This window comes from Xanthomonas sp. NCPPB 1754, assembly GCF_041475725.2.
GTDB lineage: Bacteria > Pseudomonadota > Gammaproteobacteria > Xanthomonadales > Xanthomonadaceae > Xanthomonas > Xanthomonas euvesicatoria.
Genome location: NZ_CM192982.1, coordinates 81,997 through 104,223 on the forward strand (window position 1 = coordinate 81,997; position 22,227 = coordinate 104,223).

Consider the following 22,227-nt stretch of genomic DNA (forward strand, 5'->3'; position numbering starts at 1 on the left):
CAGCGAAGCTGCGGCCGCGGGTGATGAGATGGTTACCTTCCGTCTCGCATCCGTCACGCCAGGCGCTGCCATCAGTGAGTAGCCCCCATAGTCCCGGTGCTGGCAAGGCGCTCGCCAATATGCATACCCACCTTCAGACCCGGTTCGGTATGCACGCCAGCCTGCTGTTCTATACGCGCGATACAGCGTCAGCGCCGCGTGCCAAAACGCCAACGCCCCGACCAGGTCGGGGCGTTGGTGATCGAGCGCTGCTTGCGCTACATCACTGCGTGCGATGTACGCGACGCATAGTCCTGATGCGGTTTACAGCACGGCAGGCATCCGCCTACCGATCATGCACCCGATTTACTTATTCGATTTGACAGCGTCGCGCACGTCATCGGCAACTTCGCCGGCCTTGCGCTGCACCTTGCCAACATTCTTTTCGGCGGCGCCTTCCAGTTCGGTGCTCTTGTCGCCAGTGACGCGGCCGATGGCTTCCTTGACCGAGCCCTTGACCTGCTTGGCGGCACCGTCGATACGATTCTTATCCATGGATGTTTCTCGTCGTTTGGGGAACCCGTCCAGTCTGTGCGTGCCGGCGTGAGCATGATGTGCGCTTGCGTCCGGATGCCCCGGTTGCGAATGCACTAGTTGCGTTACTACATTCGCGCCAGCCGCATTCAGCCAGCAGGGCCTGGCTGAGCCGAATCTTCAAGGCATGCAGTGGACATGGTCATCGGCTGATTGACGCTGGGATGCTGCGGTAAGCAACGGCCGTAGCGTTACTGCAACTCACTCCACGCTCGCGGCCACCAGCCGCTGCCACAGTGCGGCGTTGGCGTCGCTGTCCGGCTGCAGGGTGGCCAGGATGCCGAGCGCGTGGTCTTCGTGCTCGGCACCGTGGCGGGCGAGCATGGCCAGGGCGGCGGCGAGGCGGCCGTAGCGCAATGCCAGGCCGAGCGGGGTGGCGAGCAGGCTGGTGTCGTGTTCGGGGCGCTGTTCGTCCAGCGCGGTGCCGAGTTGTGGCGGCAGGTCCCAGGCGGTGGCAATGGTCTTGGCCACGGCGGCGGTATGGCGTTCGACCAGGGCGGCGGCTACCTCCAGGTTGTAGGGCACGCCGCGGCGCTCGGCGTAGGTGTCGCGCAGGACGCGCAGGATCACGATCGCGCCCAGGCCCTGCAGCAAGCCGGCGAGTTGACCGGACAAGGTGTCGCCGCCGCGTTCGCGCAGATAGGCGGCTGCGGCGGTGGCGGTGCGCAGGGCGTAATCCCACACGGCGGCAGGCAGGCGTGAGTACAGCCCGCCATCCAGGCTCAGCACCGGCTGCATGACGGCGGCGGCGACGATCTGGCGCACGCCTTCGGTGCCGATATGCACGACCGCGCGCTCCAGGCTTTCCAGCGGGCCGCCTTGCGGGCGGTACAGCGCACTGTTGGCGATGCGCAGCAAGTTGGCTGCCAACGCGGGGTCCTGCGCAATGATCGCGGCGATGCCGCGGCCGGAGGCATCGGGGTCGTTTACCGCACGCATCAGCTGCGGCAACAGGTGCGGGCGACGCGGCAGCAATTGCGGCCGCAGGTCGACTTGTTCGAGCGCGGCGGCGACGGCGGCCAACACCTCGGCCTGGGCGGGGTCGGTGGGCAGCGTGCCCTCGGCCAGCGATGGCGTGGCCATCACCGCCGCATACATGCGCCGCAACAGCGGGCGCATCGGCGGCGGTTCGATTTGCAACGTCTGCGCAGCGGGCGGCGGCACGGGCTGCTGCAGCGGCGCGACAGGCGATGGTGCCGGTGCAATCGGCGAGGGCGACGCATGTGCTGTGGACGCATTGCTTGCCGACGGCGGCGCGATGTCATCGGCCTTGGCGTCGCGGCGTCGCGCCAGCAACCACCACAGACCTCCGGCGAGCACAACGGCACCTAGCAGTCCGGCGGCGAGCAGCAACACAGTGACGAGCATCATGGAAAAATCGTCCGATCAGTGCGGCGACTATCCGCGAAGCCGGTCGCGGCGGCAATGCGAGCGTGTGTCGCTGGGCATTGCCGTCGGACTCTCGGCCAGGCTGGCGCGCACATGTAGCAAGGCCAACGTCGCGTCGTTGCGGGCTGGGGCAACGCAGTGCGTGCAGCAGGCAGCAGCTCATACCTCGCCGAGCCGCCGCCGCCCGGGCGCGATAGTGGCGCACGCGGGCCATGGCCTGCCGATGATGTGCAACGGCCGGTTCATGGCTAGCATGCAGAGACGTTCTCTGCCCAAGCGAGTGCCCATGTCCACCGTCACGCTCCACCGCGTCATACGTGCCAGCCCCGAGCGGATCTATCGCGCCTTCCTCCAAGCCGATGCGGTGGCCAAGTGGCTGCCGCCCAATGGCTTCACCTGCACCGTGGAGCATTTGCATGCGCATGTCGGCGGCACCTTCCGCATGGCGTTCACCAATTTCGCCAATGGCCAGCGCCATGCGTTCGGCGGCACCTACCGCGAGCTGCAACCCAACGTGCTGTTGCGCTACGACGATGCGTTCGACGACCCCTCGCTGCCTGGCACCATGGTCACCACGGTGCAGTTGCATACGCTGCCGTGCGGTACCGATCTGCACGTGGTGCAGGAAGGCATTCCCGCGCAGATTCCGCTACACGCCTGCTACCTGGGTTGGCAGGATTCGTTGATGCTGTTGGCGCATCTGGTGGAAGCGCATCCGGAGAATTGATCGGCTGCCGCGCACCGCGTGCTTGGTGCAGTGCAGCGATGAGGGGCATGTCTTCAGACTGACCGCTGCGCTGCACGTCGCGCTAACGCGGTGCGCGCCACTATGCATCACCAGCTGTGCAGCCCTAGAGCATCTAGGCAGCTTAAAGGGTGCAGGCATCCGCAGTTGGACCACATTCGCTCACCGACAGACACCGCGCACCGCGCGGTGTCTTCGTTTGGGTAAGAAGCCAATGCCGCGCGTCGCACGCGCCGCTGTAAGGCGGTGCCTTCCAGGTCACACCGCGGCCGTCGACCTGCGCTACAGCGTGCCCTGCTTCCACAGCTGCACGATTTCCGCAGGTGCATGTTCTTCGGGGATGCGCAGCGGCTCGCTGGCGCCATCCCAGACGATGCTGAAATAGCGGCGATCGCCACCGCCGGCCTGCGGCGCCGGCAACGCGTGCGCCATGCACTGATCCAGCACGCTGCGCAGTCGCACCCGCTGCGCATCGTCCAGCGCATCCATCGCCAACTGGCGCTCGCGGCGCATGGCCGGAAACGCCGCCACCCCGCCTTCGCGCGCCAGTCGCAAGGTCACGCCGGTTTCCACCGGTGGCCGTTGTGGGCTCATGCGAGCACGCCCACGTCGCGCCAGGCTTGCTGCACTGCTGCGGTTTCGCTGCTGTTGGCGCCGTAGTCGGCGCTGGCCACCTCGACGGTCAGCGCGGCGAAGGTGGCGAAGTCCGCGCTGGCGGCCAGCTCGCCACCGGTGAGCGCGCGATACCAGATGCGCCCGGTCTTCTCCCACGCCGCCCCACCGATCGCGACGGCGGCCCGATAGAACGCGTGATTGGGAATGCCGGAGTTGTAGTGCACGCCGCCATCGTCCTCTTGCGTGTCGACATAGCCGGCCATGGTCGCCGGCTGCGGGTCCTTGCCCAGGGCCGGGTCATCGTACGCGCTGCCGGGCGCCTGCATCGAGCGCAGGCCCACGCCCTTGATGCCGGGCATCAGCAAGCCGGCGCCGATGATCCAGTCGGCCTGGTCGGCGCTCTGGCGCAGCGTGTACTGCTTGATCAGCACGCCGAACACGTCCGAAATCGATTCGTTCAAGGCACCGGACTGGCCTTGATAGATCAGGTTGGCGGTGCGCTCGGTGACGCCGTGGGTGAGCTCGTGCCCGACCACGTCCAGGGCGATGGTGAAGCGGTTGAACACCTCGCCGTCGCCGTCGCCGAACACCATCTGCTCGCCGTTCCAGAACGCGTTGTCGTAGCCGCGCTCGTAATGCACGCTGCCGATCAGCGGCATGCCCGCCGCGTCGATCGAATTGCGCCCATACACGGTCTGGAAAAAATCGTGGGTCGCGCCCAGGTAGTCGTAGGCTTCGGTCACCGCCACGTCCTGGGTGGCGGCGGCACCTTCGTCACGCACCAGGGTGCCGGGCAGGGCGGTGCCTCGCTGGGCATCGTAGATGCGCCGCTGCACCGCCGGGGCGGTCTGTTGCGCCTTGGCATCTGCCGCCGGCGCATCGGCGCGTGCCAGCAGCCCCAGTGCGCGCTGCTGCCGTAGCTGGGCGGTGATTTGCCGCGACAGCAGCGCGCACTGGCGCGCGTGTGCGGGCGCAGCCTGCGCCACATGTTCGAGCAGGTACGGCGGCAGGATCCCGGCGCGGCGCGCGCTGACAAACGCGGACATAAGCGACCTCCACAATGGCTGCGCCAGCGACTATGCGGGCGCCGGCTTTAGGAATTCGTTAGCCGGCGCCGGTGGCCGCGTGCAGTGCGGATCGCATGGGGTGTTGCGTTCATTCCAGCTGCGACAGCGCCTGCGCAATGGGGGTCTGCCCGTCGATGAAGCCGATCGTTTTGCCGATGCTGCCCGGCGTTGCCAGTGCGGCGGCGATCACCTGCGCCACGTTGGCACGCGAGACGCCGCCTTCGGCATCGCTGCCCGGGTCGCGGGTGATGCGGCCCGAGGGTGGGTCCAGGGTGAGCCGGCCGGGGCCGAGCACGGTCCAGTCCAGCGTGGTACTGCGCAGGTGCGCATCGGCAGCGGCCTTGGCCTGCGCATAGGCGAAGAAGGCATCGTCCGGCCCGATGCCGTGTTCCAGCCCTGCGCCGAGATAGGACACCATCACATAGCGCCGCACGCGCGCCTGCTCGGCCGCATGCATGGAGCGAATGGCCGCATCGCGATCCACCGCGTAGGTGCGCGCCGCCTCGCCGCCGCCCGCCCCGGCCGACCACACCACCGCATCGTGACCGGCCAGTTGCGCGGCGATGGCATCGGTCTGTGCGTGTTCGATATCGAACACCACCGGCGTGGCGCCATCGGCCATCACGTCGTCTTCGTGTGCAGGGTTGCGGAACAGCGCGGTGACCTGATGCCCGCCTTGCACCAACAGCGGCGTGAGCAGGCGCGCCACCTTGCCGTGGCCACCGATGACGAGAATTCGAGACATGCACCTCTCCAACAGCTGCGCGCCGACATGGCGCGGAAAGGCGGCCATCCTCGCCAATGCGGTGCTAAGGCGGTGTAATCGCGCGCCGGCACCGCCATACCGCGACAGGCGCATGCCCTCCGCAGTTGCGCGCTGCCGCCGTTGCTTCCTGGGTGGTGCTCCTCAGTGCCAGGCGTGGCGATCGAACATGCCGGCCAGCATTCCCCGCAGCCACCACATCTAGGACACTGACGGGCCAGAGTCTGCGAGAGTTGCTGATGCCGATGTCTTCCGAGTTACGCCCGCGCGTTGGCTGCGGTGCCTTCATCCAGCGCGCCGATGGCCGCCTGTTGCTGGTGCTGCGCGGGCGTGCGCCCGAGCAAGGCCATTGGGGGCTGCCCGGCGGCAAGGTGGACTGGATGGAAACCGTGGAAGCCACGGTGGTGCGCGAAGTGCTCGAAGAAACCGGCCTGCAGGTGCACCCGCAACGCGTGCTCTGCGTGGTCAGCCACTTCGAGCCGGACATGGACCCGCCGCAGCATTGGGTGGCGCCGGTGTATCTAGCCAGCATCCAGGGCCCGGAACAGGCGGTGCTGCGCGAACCGCAGGTGCTGCTGGAACTCGGCTGGTTCGCACTCGATGCCCTGCCCACGCCACTGACCCGCTCGGCCATGCAGGCGGTGCAGCAGGTGCAGGCCGAGCGCGCCGCAGCCCGGGCATGACTGCCTGACAGCCGCGCTGCGGCTCTCCTGCGGCGGCATGTGCGCCGCCGCGCAGGTCACATGGATTTTGTCGCCGCGCTCGGCTATTTTCTGCGCTGCCGGGGCGAGGGGACAGCGCGCCCGGCGGATCGAATCGCACGGCCGGGATGCCGAACGACTGCGTGGCGCCCGGCCACTCATCAGGGGACACGAATGGAATCGCTCTATCCGCAAGGCCCGGCCGTGGTGCCGGAACAGCTCACTGCGCCCAGCAGCAACTATCGTCGCAACGCCTGGCTGGCCATGCTCGGCCTGGGCGGTTTCATCGCCGTGTACCTGGGCCTGCTGGTGTGGTTCGGCTGGACCGCCTACCGGCTGGTCGCCGGCTTGCTGCAGGGTTCCGGCGGCGAGCAAGCGTTCTGGCTTTGGGTGGTGGCCGCCGGCGCGGCGTTTCTGGCGGTGTTCATGGCCAAGGCGCTGGTGTTCAACAAGCGCGCCGAACGCGACACCCGTGCGCTGGAACTCACCCCCGCCGAGCAGCCGGCGCTGTTCGCCTTCCTGTACCGGCTGGCCGACGATGCCGGGGCACCGCGCCCGCACAAGGTGTACCTGTCGGCGCAGGTCAACGCCGGGGTGTTCTACGACCTGTCGCTGATCAATCTGCTGCTGCCCTCGCGCAAGAATCTGGATATCGGGCTGGGCCTGGTCAATGTGCTCAACCTGGGCGAATTGAAGGCGGTGCTGGCCCATGAATTCGGGCATTTCGCCCAGCGCACCATGGCGGTCGGCCGTTGGGTGTATATCGCCCAGCAGATCGCCGCGCACATCGTGGGCAAGCGCGATGCGCTGGACCGCATACTGGCCACGCTGTCGCGCATCGACCTGCGCGTAGCGTGGATCGGCTGGGGGCTGTCGTTGATCGTGTGGTCGATCCGCTCGCTGGTCGAAATCACCTTCCGCGGCGTGGTGCTGGCACAGCGCGCACTTTCGCGCGAGATGGAATACCAGGCCGACCTGGTCGCCGCATCGCTCACCGGCAGCGATGCGCTGGTGCATGCGCTGCACAAGCTGGAAGCGGCCGATGACGGCTTCCAGCGCGCGCTGCGCTTTGCCGCGCGCGAATTCGCCCAGGACCGCCCGGTCAAGGATCTGTTCGCCATCCAGTCGCGCATCATCGAACACATGCGCGTGGTGTTGAACGACCCCGGCCATGGGGCGGTGCCGGCGGTACCGACCGAGACAGCGCCGACGCACCGGCTGTTTCATAGCGAAATCGCACAGCCCTCGCAGATGTGGGCCACGCATCCGCCCAGCGCCGCACGCGAGGAGAATCTCAAGCGCCGCTACATCGCCTGCCCCATCGATGCGCGCCCGGCCATGGAGCTGCTGCATGACGCCCAGGCGCTGCGTGAACGCGTCTCGCTGGGCATGTTCAACGGCCAGGCGCCCACCTGCGTGGACACTGCCGTTTCGCTGGAGCAGTTGGAACGCGACTTCGCCGCGTTGTCGTTGTCGCGGCGCTACCAAGGGCTGTACCTGGGGCGCTCGTGCACGCGTACCGCGCGCACCCTGGACGAGCTGTATGCCACGCCGCTGCCGTCCGGCGACCTGCTGCAGGCGCTGGACGGCCTGTACCTGCCCGACGATGGCCAGGCGATCGAACAACTGCGCGAGCGCGAGCGCCAACGCGCCACCTTGCAAGGCCTGATGGATGGCGGGTTGCGCGCCGGCGGCGGGGTGGTGACCTGGAAGGGCACCACGTTGTCGCGCACGCAGCTGCCGGCGGTGATCGCCGAGCTGGACGACGAGCTGCGGGTGCTGCGTGCGCGCGTCAGCGGCCATGATCAACGTTGCCGCAGCGTGCACCTGGCGGCAGCCAACCGTATCGGCGGCGGCTGGCCGGCGCTGCTGCGTGGCTATCTGGCCGTGCTGCATTACACCGACCACACCATCGCCGATCTGGAAGACGCCAATCTGCTGTACCTGCAGACCTTCCAGAGCGTGATCGCCGATGGCCGCGTCTCGTCCAAGGAATTGCGCAAGCTGGTGGCGGCCTGCAATCAGGTGCAACGCGCGCTGGGTCAGGTGTATGCGCAAGCCGGCCAGGTGCAGATGAACGCGCCGCTGGCGCAGGCCCTGGGCAAGCCGCAGTGGTCGCAGTGCCTGCCGGAATTTGGTCTGGTCGAGGCCGACGAGAACAACATCAATGCCTGGATGAAGGCCGCCGGCAGCTGGGTGCAAGTCACCCTGGACGCCCTGGGCACATTGCGCGATGCCAGCCTGGAAGAGTTGCTGCGTGCAGAAAACGCCGTGGCCGAGCGACTGCGCAGCGGCGACACCTCGCCAACCGACGCCACCCCTCCGGCGGCACCGACCGACTACCCGATCCGCCTGCCGGGCGAGATGCGCCAACGCGATCTGCGGCAGAACCTGTGGCAGCGCTTTCTGGCCGCCGACGGCGTGTTTCCGTCGGTGGCGCGGGTGGCGGTGGCCGCATCGATCGTGGCTGGCGTGTTGTGGGCCGGCGGCGCGGTGGGCATGGCCGAAGTGGTCGCCTACAACGGTTTGCAGCAGACCGTGACGGTGGCCATCGACGGGCAGTCGGCCACCATCCCGGCCAATGAGCGCCATGTGTTTCGCCTGTCAGAGCGTTCGACCCATCACGTGGAAACCCGCACCGCCGACGGCGCGGCGATCGAACGTTTCGATGCGCCCAGCGGCGGCCACGGCGGCCAGTTCGCCTACAACGTGGCCGGTGCCGCGCTGCTGCTGAACTGGCGTGCCAGCTACGGCTCGGCCAGCGAAGACACCACGCGCAGTCTGAGCACCACACGCTGGGAACGCACCCAGGCGCAGGACATCTTCAGCGAGCCGCCGCAGAAGGTCAGCGGCAAGGGCGGCCAGTACCGCGACGTGCTCACGGCCGTGTCCGGGCGTTCGCCCCACGAGCTGTTGGGCGAGCTGGGACCGGAGCGCGATCTGGCGCTGATCACCGCGCATGCGCGCTGGGACGCTGCGGACTCGGCGTATCTGGAGCAGTGGATGGAGCAATTGCGCAGCGCAGCGCCACAGGCCTTGCCCGCCATTTTGACCGAGCGCCTGCAGCGCAACCGGCAAGACGTGGTGGCGCTGCGGATGCAGCAGGACATCGCCACGCCCGAGCAACGGGCGCAGGTGTGCGGCCAGCAGACTACCGCTGCGCAGGCGCATCCGGATGCGCCTGCATTGCAGTACGCGGCGATCCGCTGCCGCAGCGATACCCCCGAACGCGACCAGGCGTTTGTCGCCGCACAGGCGCGCTGGCCGAATGACCCGTGGCTGCAGCGCGCTGCAGCGGCCGTGCAGGTCGGTCAGCTGCATCTGCCGCAAGCCCAGGCGCTGTACGAACAGGCAGCGCGCGCGCCGGCACTGGCCGATGAAGTGCTGCCGCTGCTGGCGCGTTTGCAGCGCTACCGCGGCCTGGCGACGGACCTGCCAGGCATGGCGCAGCAGTCGCCATCACTGGCATCGATCGTGGCACTGGAGGGCGGTGAGCGCACCCAGGGCACGCCGTACCACAGCTATTACGCCCTGGCCCACGGGCAACTGGACACGGCAGTGACAGAGGCGGCCGCCGATGCCGACGTGCAGGCGCGCATCGTCCGGCTCGCGGCCGCGTCCCATGGCGCCAGCGCCGCATTGCTGCAGCAGGCACGCGTGCTACCCGAAAGCGCCGGGCTCGACCCGATCACTGCACCGAGCGCCTGGGCACTGGCCGCGCGCGAGGGCTGGCAGACGGATGCGTTGCGTGCGGCAACCCTGCAAGGGACCGGCGAAGATGGCGCCTACATCGCCCGGTTCTTCGACGCGGTACAGGCCGGCGGCAGCCAGCAGCAGGCCGAAGCGGCGTTGGGCGGCGTGAGCCTGGTCGGCCGCGGCCTGGCCTACACGATGGCGGCGGTCCTACTGGGCCAGCGCTGCCCGGATGCATGGCGGCGTGGCGCCCAGCAGCTGTTGTTTGCCAGCGAGCGCCCCTATCTGGGCTGATGCAGTGCCCGGTGTACGACGATGCAATCGCTCAGGTGAGGGCGCCACGTCCCTCGCTCGGACACTGCCGGCGTAGCGCACGCGATGACGCCGCGTTGCCGAGCGGATGCCCAGCAACGAACAACACCTGCGCTCGCCGCCGTGCGGGTGCGGGCCGGCCGCGGCACAGCTTCCATTTCCCACGCCCCACGGAAAAAGCCAGCAGGCGCTACGCGCCATCGCGTTTTTTTCAGCAGGCAGCGCAGCTGCCGTTGCCGAAGTTCGACGCGCAGCCCTAACGCGCTGCTGACACCGGCTAGGCGCAATCCTTACATCTTCTCGCCTAGGTTGAGATCGACTGGCGCTGCAGTGGCAGCGTCAACATCGACCAGGAGAAATGGGATGAGTCTGCAAATTCCTCAGGGCGCCTTGGTAGTGGTGGCCGACGGCGGCGAAGCCCGCTGGTTCACCAACACCGGCAACGAATCCAAGGTGGTGTTGCGCCAGCACGCGCGCACCGACGTGCAGAACGTCGATGACGACGGCCCGGCCGGCAAGGCGCCGCAAGATCTCACCGAAACAGACCTGGACGAAATGACATTCGCCAAGCAGCTCTCGCACGCCTTGAACGATGGCGCCTTGAAGCACGAGTACACGCACCTGGTGCTGGTGGCCGACCCGACCACCTTGGGCCGCGTGCGCCCGTTGCTGCACAAGGAAACCCAGCAGCGCCTGGTGGGCGACCTGGCCAAGGATCTGACCAACCTGCCGCTGGAAGATATCCAGCGCGCCTTGTCGTAATCAAGCGGAGCATCCAGACGATGGGCTTCGTTCGCCAGTACGCCTCCCAGGCCCCGGAACGCAGCGCAGTGGAGGCACAGACCGGTTTGCAGGTTCTGGAATTCGGTACCGACTGGTGCGGCCACTGCATTGCCGCGCAGCCGCTGCTGCAAAAGCTGTTGGGCGGATACGAAGCGATCGACTACCGCAAGATCGAAGACGGGAAAGGGCGGCCGCTGGGCCGCTCTTTTCGCGTCAAACTGTGGCCCACCATTATCCTGCTGCGCGACGGGCAGGAACTGGCACGCGCAGTCAGACCGCAAACGCGTGAGGACCTGCAAGACCTGTTGTCGCTGCTGGATGCAGCCTGATTGCACGCAACATCGCATCGCCTTGAGATGCGCTTGCACGGCGCTGAGCATCGCTGACGAACGTTGGCGTGCGGTCGTCTGACGCAGGCGCAGCAGGTTTTCATTCTCTGTAAAAAGCGGGCTTGCGATGCATCGTGCTGCTGCAGGTGCTGCGTCACGCAGGGCGTGCGCGACATCGTCGCAGCGGATGCGTACACAGCGGACGGGCGCGTACGCATCGCGCACCAGTGCAGATGAATCGGCCAGAAAACAAGGTGTTTTGCGCGCCTGGCGCCGTCGCGCCTGCATCGATCGGCCGGCTGTAGTAACATAGCGCACTGATCAAGCCCTTGGGCAATGCCCATCCCTTGGTCGTCTGTCCCGCAGCGTCGTTGAATCCACGCGGCCGTCCGGGAATGCCTCCGGTGTCATCTAAGTGCAATGCGTTGCCGTACTTGCGTGATGTGCCGTGTCCTGTGCGTTGCCAGGGCGTGTGGGTAGCGACGGCCTGCGCCCGACGAGATATCCCGGGCGCAACTTACGGAGACCATAGATGCACGATGCCCGCGCGATGCGTTCGCACTTTGGCTGGTTCAAACGCCGCCGCCAGCTGCAACTGGATGACGTCACCGTGGTGGACCGCAGCATGCTGCGCAAGGCCGTCGGCGCTGCGGCGCTCGGTAATGCAATGGAGTGGTTCGACTTCGGCGTATACGGCTATTTGGCGGTGACGCTGGGCCAGGTGTTCTTCCCGGCAAGTAGCCCCACCGCACAATTGATCGCGACCTTCGCCACCTTCACCGTGGCCTTTCTGGTGCGGCCGATCGGCGGCATGGTCTTCGGACCGCTCGGCGACCGTTACGGGCGCCAGAAAGTCCTGGCCGCCACGATGATCCTGATGGCGCTGGGCACCTTCAGTATCGGCCTGATTCCGGCTTACGAGCGCATTGGCTTATGGGCGCCTGCACTGCTGTTGCTGGCGCGTTTGCTGCAGGGATTTTCCACCGGCGGCGAATACGGCGGCGCGGCCACCTTCATTGCCGAATACGCCACCGACCGCAATCGCGGCCTGATGGGCAGCTGGCTGGAGTTCGGCACGCTGGGTGGCTACATCGCCGGCGCCGCCACCGTGACCGCCTTGCACATGAGCGTGACTCCGGCGCAGATGCTTGATTGGGGCTGGCGCGTGCCGTTCCTGATCGCCGGGCCGTTGGGGTTGCTGGGCCTGTACATGCGCATGAAGCTGGAAGAGACCCCGGCATTTCGCGCCTATACCGAACAATCCGAGCAGCGCGAACGGCAGACCGCCGCGCAGGGCCTGACCACGCTGCTGCGCCTGCATTGGCCGCAACTGCTCAAGTGCGTGGGCCTGGTGCTGGTGTTCAACGTCACCGACTACATGCTGCTGACCTACATGCCCAGCTATCTCAGCGTCACGATGGGTTACGCCGAGAGCAAGGGCTTGTTGCTGATCATCCTGGTGATGCTGGTGATGATGCCGCTCAACATCGTCGGCGGCATATTCAGCGACAAGCTGGGCCGGCGGCCGATGATCATCGGTGCCTGCATCGCGCTGTTTGCGTTGGCGATCCCGTGCCTGTTGCTGGTCGGTAGCGGCAACGACGGGCTGATCTTCGCCGGGCTGATGCTGCTTGGCCTAGCCTTGGTGTGCTTCACCAGCTCGATGCCGTCCACCTTGCCGGCGCTGTTCTACACGCCGGTGCGCTACAGCGCGTTGTCGATTGCCTTCAACGTGTCGGTGTCGTTGTTCGGTGGCACCACGCCGCTGGTCACCGCCTGGCTGGTGGAGCGTACCGGCGACCCGCTGGTGCCGGCGTACTACCTGATGGGTGCGGCAGCGATCGGCCTGGTGACGATGCTGTTCGTGCGCGAAACCGCGGGATTGCCGCTACGCGGCTCGCCGCCGGCGGTGGCCAGCGATGCCGAAGCGCGCGCCTTGCTGCAGGCCGACAGCCCGGTGACGGTGGATGCGCAATTGCCGGTCACCACCACAGCGTCGATGGGCCAACCGCGCACGGCGTGAGTTGTCGGCGATTCGCATGGCATGCATTTGTGGCTTCAGGCGCATGTGGTGCGGTTGCAGCAACCGGTGAGATCACGCCAGAGGCGATGCGGGCGATGACGCTGCGCATCGCCGCCAATGTGAAGGCAGGCGACGGCCGGAACCTTCGAAGGTGACGGTCGGCGGGCTAGCACACCGTCGCCAGCAACCGCTTGGCGGTTTGCGTAGCAGCGGTGTTGGCTGTGCTTGTTCGTCACGCACAGGATGGGTGGAAACTTCGCTTCGCCAAGTTTCAGGTCCACATGCTGTTGCCCGTGATCGACGCAGCGCGTTGCACGATGCTGCAGTTCGCCGCTGCTGCCTTTAGCGTGCGGTGTACGGGTTGTGCTCTGGCAACACGGGCATGCGCATATCGGCCGATGGCGCGCCTTCGCCGGTTTCCACATAGCGTTTGAGGCTGCTGCCGAGAAAGAAACGCCAGCCACGCGCGCAGGCCTCCTTGCACGGCGAATCGCGATACCCGGACTGCACGAAATCCACCTGCGTGCCCTGGCTGATGGAGCGCAGCTCAAAGCGCATCACCGTGCCTTTCCAGGCGTCGGTGTCGAGCATGTTGGAGTCGTGGCAGCGCCAGCACACCAGTTGGTGATCGGCGCCTTCGTCGATGCTCAGTTCCACACGCCAGCCCTGCCGGCTCCAGTCCAGGCGCACCAGATCGTCGGCCAGGCTCACTTCACGGGTCCACCAACGCGCAAGCTGCCTGGGCTCGGACAACGCAGCGCAGACCACTTCAGGCGCGGCGGCAATGACGATGCTGTGGCGGATCTCGCAATTCATCTGGTGAGCATTCGCTGCTTGGACGCCGATGATTGCCGCATTTTAACAGCCAATTGCGCTGCAGGCCCAACAGGGTCCGGTTCGCTTGTGCGGCACTCACATCGCGCTGGGTACCATCGGCCAGGCCCCAACCATGATGAGCAGGCATGACGACGCTTCCGATACCGGTGATGGACGCTGCCGCGCAGCGCGATCTGGCCACGGCCCACGCATTGCTGGAAAACCCCGGCGTGGCAGCGCAACTGGCCAATGCGCTGGGCGCGCCGATCGAGAGCCTGATCACCAAACGGCTTCCCAAGGTAGTGACCCGCAGCATCGATGGCGTGACCCGTCGCGCACTGCAGGTGGCGATGAAATCGGCGTTGCTGAGCCTGCGCGGCAAGGCCGATGCGCAGCAACCGGCATCCACGACGCGGCATACGCTGGCGGTGGCGGTTTCCGGCGGTGCAGGCGGGTTTTTCGGCCTGCCGGGCTTGATGGTGGAGCTGCCGGTGACCACCACGGTGATGCTGCGCTCCATCGCCGATATCGCCCGTGCCGAAGGTGAATCGCTGCACGACCCGGACACCGCGCTGGCGTGCCTGGAAGTGCTGGCGCATGGCGGGCGCAGCGCCAGCGACGACGGCGCCGAATCCGGCTACTTCGCAGTACGTGCGGCGATGGCGCAGCAATTGAGTGCGGCGGCCAGCTACGTGGCCGCACACGGTTTTGCCAGCAAGGGCGCACCGGCGTTGGTCTCGCTGGTCTCGCGCATCGCGGCGAAATTTTCGGTCAACGTGGGCGAAAAACTCGCCGTGCAGGCAGTGCCGCTGGTCGGCGCAGTCAGCGGCGCCACGCTCAATACCGTGTTCATGCGCCACTTCCAGGCGATGGCGCGCGGACATTTCATCGTGCGTCGGCTGGAGCGTCGCTTCGGCGAAGATGCGGTGCGGCGCGCGTACGAGGCATTGCCGCCGCCGCGGTGATGCGTGCCGCTGCATGCGAAGGTCGCAGATGACTGCAAGGTCATCGTGCAGTAGGTGTCGCAGCCACGGGTGACGCTGGCCCAACGCAACGCAACGCAACGAAACGCGCTGCGGGCGAAGGGCCGCGGCATCCGGTTCACCGAACGGTTGCCGCCAAGCGATGCCTGGGCGCGATAATCGCCGCAACCACGACAGATGCCGATGATGCCCAAACCGTTTTCGCCAGCGTCCGCGCGCAACCGCGACCCCATTCTCGAGGTACTGCGCACGCATTTCGCCGACCGGCAGCAGGTGCTGGAGATCGGTGCGGGCACCGGGCAACACGCAGTGCATTTCGCTGCGGCGATGCCATGGTTGCAGTGGCAGGCCAGCGATCACCTCGATCATCTTGCCGGCATGCGGCAATGGCTGGACGAGGCGGCGCTGCCGAACACGCCGCCACCGATTGCACTGCAGGCCGTGCCCACGCCCACGCCCGGGCTCGCACCGCCGCCCAGCCTGCCGGTGCTGCGTGGCGGCCAGCGCGGCTTCGATGCGATCTACAGCGCCAATACCTTGCACATCATGGGCTGGCTGCAGGTGCAGGCCTTGTTCGCCGGATTGCCCGCGGTGATGGCGCCCGATGTGGTGCTGGCGATCTACGGGCCGTTCAACCGCGATGGGCAATTCACCAGCGACAGCAATCGCGCCTTCGACACCATGCTGCGCGAGCGCGACCCTGCCTCGGGTATTCGCGATGCCGAAGCGGTGGATGCGTTGGCGGCATCGGTGGGGTTGCAGTTGATCGATGACGTGGCCTTGCCGGCGAACAATCATTGCCGGGTGTGGCGGCGCCTGACGGCGGCGAGTTAATCACCGGCACTGCTGGGCGGACTTGATGGGCATGTTGTTGGTTCGGCGCGAAGTCTCACCGTGTAGCGACAAGCCTGCGCATTTGCGTGTGGAATCCAACGCGTGCTGCGTCGCGAGGCGCAAATGACGCACCGGTGAGCCGTCTGCTGCGAATCGCACCGCGGGATTCAAGACCACGCGCGACTCTGTGCAGCGGGCCATTCCGCCCTTGGCAACGTCGATCTGCAACGCCGCCTTTCCTAGGTCGTTCAAGCGCTTGTTACGGCACCCGTTGCGAAGGTCGCTTTCGCTCAAACCACCACAACGCGGCGGCCGCGCCGAGCCAGACCAGCAGCCACGGCCAGCGCGCGCCGGGTTGGGTAGCAGGGTGTGCAATGGGTGCGGAGGCAGCGCCGGCCGCCAGGGCGATGGTGGCGAGGCGGCTTTGCTGTGCGTACAGGGCCGGCGCTTCATTGGGCGCGCGGACATGGAGCCAGCGTTGGGTGTTGCCGCTCTCCAGGCGATGCCAGCCGGGGGTTGCCGGCCAGTAGCCGGCGCAACGCGGCCCATTGCCGTTGCGTTCCGGCAGTAATGGGTGGCGAGCCCGGTCAGGGTCGGTCACCAAGGCGTCGGCGTGCAGGTCGCACAGCGGCATGCGGTGTTGCGACCAGCCTTCCTGCACCGGGGTGGGCAGCGCGCCGCCTGGGCGGGCGACGGCGCCGGACAACTGCGCCCAGAGCGCGGCGTGCAGATCGCTGCGGCCGGCCAGCACCAGCGCGAAGCTGTCTTCCACCAGGCCGATGCCGATGCGCCCGCGGCCCTGGGCCCGCCACCAGCCCAGGGCGCTGCCATCGTCGGCGCGGGCGGCGACCAGGGCGTCGGTGGCTTGCGGTTGCAGGTCGCGACGTTGCAGCGGCGCCAGCGTCAGGGCGTCGCCGGGGCCGCCGGCAGGATTCGCGGGCGCGGCCGGCGGCGAGAGTCGCTGCGGTGCGGGCACCGGGCTGCTGGTGCTGCCGCCGCTGACGCCGAGGCCGAGCGCGGCCAGCGCAGCGCGGGTGTTGGCGTCCAGCGGCCCGTCGGTGCGCACCAAGACACCCAGGCCGCGCTGGATCGCGGCGCGTAAGGTCTGGCGCTGCGCAGCACCCAGTGCGACCAGGCGGCGCGGGTCGACGATCAGCAGGTCCAGCCGGTCCAGGCTGGCCGCATCCAGCGCGGCGCCCTCGCCGAGTTGCACGCCAGCGCCGACCGCGATCTGGCTACGCACGTCCAGCCCGGCATCGCTGGCCCAGCGGCGCAGGTATTTCAGCTCCGGCTGCGGCGCGCCGGCCAGGAGCAGCACGCGCATCGGCGCCATGGCAGCGATCAGCACCGGTACCTCCACGCGGCTGCGTTCTGCACCGGCGGCATCGCGTGCACGCACGGCGAACAGCACCTGGCCCGGCGCGCGCGCCAGGCCGCGCAGGCGCACGCGGCCGGCGCGGTCGGCCACGGCGCTGTCCACCACCTGCCCGGCCGGATCGAGCAGTTCCACGCGCGCGTCGGGAAGGCCCTGCACCTGCGCAGACACCGCAATGGTGTCGCCCGGGGCGACTGGCGGTGGGGGCGAGACCGCGACCACGCCGCGTGGGGCGGGGCTGAGCTTCAGCCGCAGCGGAATGTTCAGGCCCTCACGGTCGCGCGCGGGCAGGCCGCTGCCATGTACCACCAGCGCCGTGGTGCCGGGTGCGCGCCGCAGTGCGGTGGCCAGGTCCGGCACGCGCATCACGCCGGGTAATGCGGGCGCCTCGGGCAGGGCGACCCAGCGCGCGAGGTCGCCGGTGGAGATCTGCCCGGCGGCGGTGCTGGCGGTGGCGACATGCAGTTCCCCACCGGTACCGGCGCGCGGCGGGGGCAGCAGCACCGGATAGAGCAGTACCGCGAGCAACGGTTGGGCGGCGAACAGCAGCCAGAGCCGGGTGCGCGCATAGGGCTGCCGGTGGTGCGCCCGCACCAGCCGCACGCAGCCGATGACGGCGATCAGCAGCAATGCCGCACCGACCAACCAGGGCAAGGAGGGCGTCATGGTTGGTGCTCCGGGCGCAATGCATCCTGAAAGCGCCCGCCGTACAGCCTTGGCGATGCGGTCCGCGCCCACGACCGCGGACCGCCTGCTGCCAGGTCTAAAGACCACCTCGGTCCGATCGAGCGGTGCACCGGGAGCAGGCGGATCAGTGCGGGACTCACGGCTGCATCTCCTGTCGCAGCGCATCCAGGTAGCGCTGGCCCCGAGCGTCGGGCGCGGCGCGGCGATGCGGTGCTGCCGACGGGGCGAGCAGGGTGCGCCAGACCTGGACGCGCAGCTGGGTGCGGCAGCGGGCGCAATCGGGTTCGGCGCGCAGGGTTTCCACGGCGGCGGCCAGGCCCAGCGGGTCGTGCAGGCGGTCGTGCTGGGTCTGCAGCCACTGCGCGTAGCGGGCCAGGGTGGCGTCGGGCACCGGGGTTGCCTCGCCCAGCGCATCCCACAGCTGCAGCGCGGACGGGTCCGGGGCCGGGCGGGTGTCCAACCCGGCGGCACGGTCGCCCAGGCCGGTGCGATCGCCGCTCAGCCGCCGGCTGGGGTCGATCGGCGGCAACTGCGTACCCACGCGCGCCAGGTAGATGCGTTCGGCCTGCTGCACCTGTTTGATGAAGCCCAGCGCCTTATTGGCGTACGGCAGCGCGCGCTCGGGGTGGCCCTGGCGCAGCTCGCCTTCGGATTGCCACATCTGGTCCAGCGCCGCGCGCAGCAGGGCGCGGGTTTGCGGGTCGAGCAGGGTGGCGGCTTCGGCGTGGTCGTGGGTATGGCCGAATTCGGCCAGCACGTTCTCTGCTTGGCCGAAGCTGCTGCGCTCGGGCCGGCCGTTGCTGCCGCCATGGTCGTGGTCGTCCAGTGCGGCGGCGCCGGGCTCGCTGGCGTGGGCGTCGTGATCGTGATCGTGATCGTGAGCGTCGTGGTCATGCGCGGCGTGCGTGTCCGAAGCAGCGGCCGGCGCGCTTGGCGCATCGGCGGTGGGTAAATCATCGGCCGGGGCGTCGCTGGTGGGTGGCGCGTCGGCAGTCGGCGGACCTTGCGGCGCGCCTTCGCTCTCTTCGCCGAGGAATTGGCCATAGCGCAGCCGCAGCAGGCGCTGGTCCACCCCAATGGCATCGGAGCGCTTGAGGAAGCTGGCCGCGTCCAGGCGCGGTTTCTCCTTCAGCAGTGCCTGCGCGTCGATGATGATCTGGCGCTGGCTGCGGAAGTAGGCCGGCAAGGTCTGCTTGACGCTGGCTTCCAGGCCGGCGGCCATGGTCTGTTCGGGCGGCGGCCAGCGCAGGATCACACTGGCGCTGCGGCCTTCCTGCGGGCCGGGCTGGCGGGTGTCGTGGACGATGAGCTGGGCAATCAGGTCGTCGCCCGCGGCCATGCCCAGCGCCTGCGGCTGCACGGTGGCGGCGAAGCCGCGTTGCCGGGCCGGGCCGCTGCCGGTGAGCGTGCGGCGCTGGGTGCTGAAGGTGATGTTCTCGCCGCTGCCCTGGGCCAGGGTCAGGCGCAGCTCGGCGCTGGCGGCCACGGCGTAGTCGTCGCTGGCTTCGAAACGTAGCGTCCAGCTGCGGTTGGCCGGGGACCACAGCACCAGGCTCTGTTCGGGGGCAAGCACACGCACCTGCGGTGGGCGGTCGGGCAGCACGTCCAGCCGATGCAGCTGGCGGTCGGCCGGCGCGCCGTCGATGAGGATGCGGTACAGGGTGGCGCGCTCGGCGACCCAATGGCCTTGCCACGTCTCGCTGCTGCCTTCTCGCGCCAGCGCGACGGTGCGGCCGTCGGTAAGCCGCAGGGCCACGCTGCGCGGCGCCGGGCTGACCTGCAGTTGCCAGTCCAGCCGGGTGCCGGCCGGCACCTTCGCATCCAGGCCGGGCAGGCGCGCGGCCGGCAGACCGGTGTAGGCCGGCGGGCTGCTGCGTAGCTGCGCCTGCCGCAGCGTGGGGGCGCCACTGCTGGCACGCGCGGCGGCAACGCGGTCGGTTGGCGGAGTGCGTTGGGTGGCCGGTTGCGGCCACAGCAGCAGCGCACCGCAGGCGAGCGCACCCAGCACGCTCCAGGGCCAGGCGCGGCGCCACGGCCAGGCCGGGCGCAGATCGCGCGAGGTGCTGCGCAGGCGCTGCTCCAGTCGTTGCCGTTGCAGGGTCTGCAGCGGACCGAGTTGAGCGATCGGCGCGAACAGTAAGTCGCTGCTGTCCTCCAGATCTGCATCGCGGTCCAGCCGGCGGATCAGCCAGGCCTGGTCAAGACGCCGCGCGGCCAGCAGCGCCACGCCGCCCAGTGCCAGCAGGCCCAGAAGCAGCAGCACCACGATGGCGACCTGCGCACCGGCGCGCCACGCCAGCGCCGCCGGCAGCGCTGCCCACGGCAGCCCGAAAACCAGCACGCCTGCGGCCTGTCGCCGCCGTGCCGCCTGCCACGCGCGCTGCAGTGCCGGCGTGCTCATGCGGGAGTGGCCCGGCGCGGCGCGGTGGCCAGCCAGCGTTCGAGCGCGAACAGCAGCAGCACCAGGCCGATCAGCCACGGCGCCAGCGGTCGCGGCGTGGTCGTCAGGCGGGCGGCGGCACCGCGCTGCGGGTGCTGGGTCTGCGCCAGTGCGCGCTGCGGTGTGGGTGCTGGTTGCAGGGCGTCGTGCAAACGGGTGGGGAAGTCGGCATCCAGCAGCGCCGGCAGTTGCTGCGGTTGCAATGGTGCGGCCCAGCGCAGCATGCGTCCGCGGCCGAACGCTGCGGCATCGAGCCATGGCGCGCCAGAGGCGGTCTGTTGCACGGGCTGCAGCAGCGCGGCGAGGTTGGGCGGGAGAGGTGTCTGCGCATCCACCAGCAGCTGCCCACCGGCTGCGACCCAGGCCATCACCGGCGCCGGCGGGGCACTGCGCGACAGCCACGCCACCACGGTGCCGGGACCCCAGCGCGAAGGCTGTGCGTTGGCCGGCGTGCTTATCGGCAAGCTGCCCGGCAGCGCCCAGGCGGCATGCACGCCGCGCAGATAGCGCAGGGCCGGCGCGGCGCTGTCGTCGGCAATCGCCTGCAGGCGCAGCGGCGCGGCAGCGGCGGGCGCCGCAAGCGGCGACTGGCCGGGCACGACCTGCCACCGCACCTGATGCGACAGCTGCAGCCGTTGCGCATCCAGCGGGCCCCACTGGGCCGGCACGATCACGCTGAGCGCCGCATCTGGCGGCAGGCTGGCATCGAGCTCGCGCAACAGGCTGGAGACCGGTTGCGTCGCGCCCACAGGCGTGGCGAGAGTCTTGGGGGTCTTGGCATTGGCATCGGCATCGACCGGCGGGAAGCCCGGCGCCAGCCATACCCACCGCGCGTCCGCGACGTGGCGCAGCTGGCGTGCGGCGGCCACATCGACTCCCGGGCTGAGCGCAATGCGTGGGCGTGCATCGTCGTGATCGCGCACGGCCGGTTCGGCCAGCAGCAGCGCCACCGCAACCAGCAGCAACAAGCGCGCCAGCAGCAGCGGCCATTCGTCCAGACGCACGCGGTGGCGTGGGCGCGGCAGCGCACGCAACCAGCGCAACGCGGCGAAGTCGGTCGGCCGGTGTTCGCTGCGCCGGGCCAGATGGATCAGCAGCGGCAGCAGCAACGCGGCCAACGCGGCCAGTCCCGCAGGGAAAAGCAACAGCAGGTTCATCGCGGCACCCGCCTGGCGACATGCGCGCAGCCGACCTGCCAGCTCATCGCCGCGCGCCTTGCCCGAACAACTGGCGTAGTGCCGCCTCGGGTGCTGCGTCCAGATACTGCACTGCGTGCGCGATGCCGGCGGCCTGCCAGCGCGCCTGCTGCGCGCGCTGTGCCGCGCCGAAGCGGTGCAGATAATCGGCGCGCATGGCCGCGCCATCGCCCAGCAATTGTTCGCCGGTTTCCGGGTCGCGAAACCGGTGCCCGCCGCTGAAACTGAAATCGCGTTCGTCGCAGGTCAGCACCTGCAGTTGCATGACCTCGCGGCGCGCGGCGGCGAGTTTTTCCAGTGCAGCGTTGAGGTCTTCGTCGAAGCCATCGCCGATCGACAGCACCAGCGCATGCGTGGCGATGCGTTCCCACAGCGGGCGCACGGCGGCCATGCCCGGCCAACGCCCCCCGGCGCGCAAGCCATGCAGGGCCAGCCATAGCCGGTCGCGTTGCCGCGGCCCGGCGCCGGCCGGCACTGCCACCAGCCCGCCGCCGTGTACCGCGAACAGGCCGACCTGATCGCCCTGCTGCAGCGCGATTTCTGCAGCGCAGGCGGCCAGGGTTGCCATCGCCTGCAGGCGCGTACTGCCGGGCCGCGCGTGATCGGCCTGGCCGGCGGAGGCAGTGGCATCGAGCAACAACCACAGCGTCAGCGGGCTTTCGCGCTCGGCTTCGCGCACGAAGAAGCGGTCCGAGCGCGCGTAGAGCTTCCAGTCGATCTGGCGCAGCGCATCGCCCGGTTCATAGGCGCGGTATTGCGCGAATTCCAGCCCGGCGCCGCGGCTACGGCTGGCATGTTGGCCGATGCCGTGCGCACCCTGTGCATGACGCGCACGCAGCTGCAGGCCACGCAGGCGGCTGCGTACGTCGCTGGGAATCAATGCCGGCACGTCCACACTCACGC

At 68.7% G+C, this 22,227-nt stretch carries 18 protein-coding genes; 8 read left to right on the forward strand and 10 right to left on the reverse strand.

Annotated features, from left to right (window positions below):
- Positions 1–345: 345 nt before the first annotated feature.
- Together ACCQ15_RS00355 and ACCQ15_RS00360 are read right to left on the reverse strand one after the other, a co-directional pair.
- Positions 346–534 carry a CsbD family protein gene (locus ACCQ15_RS00355; RefSeq protein WP_008575250.1) on the reverse strand — a complete coding sequence of 63 codons (189 nt, stop codon included), beginning with the start codon at positions 532–534 and terminating at the stop codon, positions 346–348.
- Between the two features lie 240 nt (positions 535–774).
- Positions 775–1,944, reverse strand: coding sequence for an HDOD domain-containing protein (locus ACCQ15_RS00360; protein WP_029818134.1), 1,170 nt, complete (start codon positions 1,942–1,944; stop codon positions 775–777).
- Positions 1,945–2,158: 214 nt separating this feature from the next.
- Here ACCQ15_RS00360 and ACCQ15_RS00365 point away from each other — a divergent pair, with 214 nt between their 5' ends.
- On the forward strand, positions 2,159–2,689 hold the full coding sequence (locus ACCQ15_RS00365; RefSeq protein ID WP_041469199.1) for an SRPBCC family protein: 531 nt from the start codon (positions 2,159–2,161) through the stop codon (positions 2,687–2,689).
- Between the two features lie 300 nt (positions 2,690–2,989).
- Here ACCQ15_RS00365 and ACCQ15_RS00370 read toward each other — a convergent pair whose 3' ends face one another.
- The 3 genes from ACCQ15_RS00370 to ACCQ15_RS00380 form a co-directional block, all read right to left on the reverse strand.
- Complete coding sequence (locus ACCQ15_RS00370) at positions 2,990–3,301, reverse strand: protealysin inhibitor emfourin (RefSeq protein ID WP_005917446.1); 312 nt, start codon at positions 3,299–3,301, stop codon at positions 2,990–2,992.
- Entirely contained in the window at positions 3,298–4,368 is a 1,071-nt protein-coding gene (locus ACCQ15_RS00375; RefSeq protein WP_014088916.1) for a M4 family metallopeptidase, read from the reverse strand. The genes ACCQ15_RS00370 and ACCQ15_RS00375 overlap by 4 nt, the downstream gene beginning before the upstream one ends.
- Before the next feature lie 109 nt (positions 4,369–4,477).
- The gene (locus ACCQ15_RS00380) at positions 4,478–5,134 is read right to left on the reverse strand and encodes an SDR family oxidoreductase (RefSeq protein WP_031420512.1); all 657 of its coding nucleotides are present in this window, start codon (positions 5,132–5,134) and stop codon (positions 4,478–4,480) included.
- A gap of 257 nt (positions 5,135–5,391) precedes the next feature.
- Between ACCQ15_RS00380 and ACCQ15_RS00385 the strand changes: the two genes are divergently transcribed.
- The 5 genes from ACCQ15_RS00385 (at position 5,392) to proP (ending at position 12,993) form a co-directional block, all read left to right on the forward strand.
- Positions 5,392–5,835 (forward strand): NUDIX domain-containing protein, encoded by a 444-nt coding sequence (locus ACCQ15_RS00385; protein ID WP_057682005.1) that lies wholly within the window; start codon positions 5,392–5,394, stop codon positions 5,833–5,835.
- Positions 5,836–6,117: 282 nt separating this feature from the next.
- Entirely contained in the window at positions 6,118–9,840 is a 3,723-nt protein-coding gene (locus ACCQ15_RS00390) for a M48 family metallopeptidase (protein WP_372381522.1), read from the forward strand.
- A gap of 381 nt (positions 9,841–10,221) precedes the next feature.
- Positions 10,222–10,620, forward strand: a complete 399-nt coding sequence (locus ACCQ15_RS00395; RefSeq protein WP_008577854.1) for a host attachment family protein — start codon at positions 10,222–10,224, stop codon at positions 10,618–10,620.
- A 20-nt stretch (positions 10,621–10,640) separates the two neighbouring features.
- Positions 10,641–10,970, forward strand: a complete 330-nt coding sequence (locus ACCQ15_RS00400) for a thioredoxin family protein (protein ID WP_008577855.1) — start codon at positions 10,641–10,643, stop codon at positions 10,968–10,970.
- A gap of 532 nt (positions 10,971–11,502) precedes the next feature.
- Positions 11,503–12,993: a glycine betaine/L-proline transporter ProP gene (gene proP, locus ACCQ15_RS00405; RefSeq protein ID WP_372381078.1), complete on the forward strand. Its 1,491-nt coding sequence runs from the start codon at positions 11,503–11,505 to the stop codon at positions 12,991–12,993.
- A 342-nt stretch (positions 12,994–13,335) separates the two neighbouring features.
- On the opposite strand, the gene ACCQ15_RS00410 is transcribed toward proP, so the two are convergent.
- Positions 13,336–13,809: an SRPBCC family protein gene (locus ACCQ15_RS00410; protein WP_008577858.1), complete on the reverse strand. Its 474-nt coding sequence runs from the start codon at positions 13,807–13,809 to the stop codon at positions 13,336–13,338.
- Positions 13,810–13,979: 170 nt separating this feature from the next.
- Here ACCQ15_RS00410 and ACCQ15_RS00415 point away from each other — a divergent pair, with 170 nt between their 5' ends.
- Positions 13,980–14,774, forward strand: coding sequence for an EcsC family protein (locus tag ACCQ15_RS00415; RefSeq protein WP_017157982.1), 795 nt, complete (start codon positions 13,980–13,982; stop codon positions 14,772–14,774).
- A 195-nt stretch (positions 14,775–14,969) separates the two neighbouring features.
- Positions 14,970–15,626 (forward strand): DUF938 domain-containing protein, encoded by a 657-nt coding sequence (locus ACCQ15_RS00420; RefSeq protein WP_122272045.1) that lies wholly within the window; start codon positions 14,970–14,972, stop codon positions 15,624–15,626.
- Between the two features lie 259 nt (positions 15,627–15,885).
- Here the strand turns inward: ACCQ15_RS00420 and ACCQ15_RS00425 are convergent, their stop codons facing one another.
- The 4 genes from ACCQ15_RS00425 to ACCQ15_RS00440 form a co-directional block, all read right to left on the reverse strand.
- Positions 15,886–17,667, reverse strand: coding sequence for a carboxypeptidase-like regulatory domain-containing protein (locus ACCQ15_RS00425; protein ID WP_277573438.1), 1,782 nt, complete (start codon positions 17,665–17,667; stop codon positions 15,886–15,888).
- 157 nt (positions 17,668–17,824) lie between these two features.
- Positions 17,825–20,089, reverse strand: a complete 2,265-nt coding sequence (locus ACCQ15_RS00430) for a hypothetical protein (protein WP_372381079.1) — start codon at positions 20,087–20,089, stop codon at positions 17,825–17,827.
- A complete protein-coding gene (locus ACCQ15_RS00435; protein WP_372381080.1) occupies positions 20,086–21,285 on the reverse strand; it encodes a BatA domain-containing protein in 1,200 nt (399 codons plus the stop codon). The genes ACCQ15_RS00430 and ACCQ15_RS00435 overlap by 4 nt, the downstream gene beginning before the upstream one ends.
- 43 nt (positions 21,286–21,328) lie before the next feature.
- The gene (locus ACCQ15_RS00440) at positions 21,329–22,225 is read right to left on the reverse strand and encodes a DUF58 domain-containing protein (protein ID WP_372381081.1); all 897 of its coding nucleotides are present in this window, start codon (positions 22,223–22,225) and stop codon (positions 21,329–21,331) included.
- Positions 22,226–22,227 lie beyond the last annotated feature (2 nt).

What these genes read in the sequence shown, in the direction of transcription:
- ACCQ15_RS00430 (WP_372381079.1), bottom strand. Translation starts at nt 20,089, where the DNA reads ATGAGCACGCCGGCACTGCAGCGCGCGTGGCAGGCGGCACGGCGGCGA.
- ACCQ15_RS00420 (WP_122272045.1), top strand. Translation starts at nt 14,970, where the DNA reads ATGCCGATGATGCCCAAACCGTTTTCGCCAGCGTCCGCGCGCAACCGC.
- ACCQ15_RS00415 (WP_017157982.1), top strand. Translation starts at nt 13,980, where the DNA reads ATGGACGCTGCCGCGCAGCGCGATCTGGCCACGGCCCACGCATTGCTG.
- proP (WP_372381078.1), top strand. Translation starts at nt 11,503, where the DNA reads ATGCACGATGCCCGCGCGATGCGTTCGCACTTTGGCTGGTTCAAACGC.
- ACCQ15_RS00380 (WP_031420512.1), bottom strand. Translation starts at nt 5,134, where the DNA reads ATGTCTCGAATTCTCGTCATCGGTGGCCACGGCAAGGTGGCGCGCCTG.
- ACCQ15_RS00435 (WP_372381080.1), bottom strand. Translation starts at nt 21,285, where the DNA reads ATGAACCTGCTGTTGCTTTTCCCTGCGGGACTGGCCGCGTTGGCCGCG.
- ACCQ15_RS00370 (WP_005917446.1), bottom strand. Translation starts at nt 3,301, where the DNA reads ATGAGCCCACAACGGCCACCGGTGGAAACCGGCGTGACCTTGCGACTG.
- ACCQ15_RS00385 (WP_057682005.1), top strand. Translation starts at nt 5,392, where the DNA reads ATGCCGATGTCTTCCGAGTTACGCCCGCGCGTTGGCTGCGGTGCCTTC.
- ACCQ15_RS00410 (WP_008577858.1), bottom strand. Translation starts at nt 13,809, where the DNA reads ATGAATTGCGAGATCCGCCACAGCATCGTCATTGCCGCCGCGCCTGAA.
- ACCQ15_RS00390 (WP_372381522.1), top strand. Translation starts at nt 6,118, where the DNA reads ATGCTCGGCCTGGGCGGTTTCATCGCCGTGTACCTGGGCCTGCTGGTG.
- ACCQ15_RS00360 (WP_029818134.1), bottom strand. Translation starts at nt 1,944, where the DNA reads ATGATGCTCGTCACTGTGTTGCTGCTCGCCGCCGGACTGCTAGGTGCC.
- ACCQ15_RS00425 (WP_277573438.1), bottom strand. Translation starts at nt 17,667, where the DNA reads ATGACGCCCTCCTTGCCCTGGTTGGTCGGTGCGGCATTGCTGCTGATC.
- ACCQ15_RS00355 (WP_008575250.1), bottom strand. Translation starts at nt 534, where the DNA reads ATGGATAAGAATCGTATCGACGGTGCCGCCAAGCAGGTCAAGGGCTCG.
- ACCQ15_RS00375 (WP_014088916.1), bottom strand. Translation starts at nt 4,368, where the DNA reads ATGTCCGCGTTTGTCAGCGCGCGCCGCGCCGGGATCCTGCCGCCGTAC.
- ACCQ15_RS00395 (WP_008577854.1), top strand. Translation starts at nt 10,222, where the DNA reads ATGAGTCTGCAAATTCCTCAGGGCGCCTTGGTAGTGGTGGCCGACGGC.
- ACCQ15_RS00400 (WP_008577855.1), top strand. Translation starts at nt 10,641, where the DNA reads ATGGGCTTCGTTCGCCAGTACGCCTCCCAGGCCCCGGAACGCAGCGCA.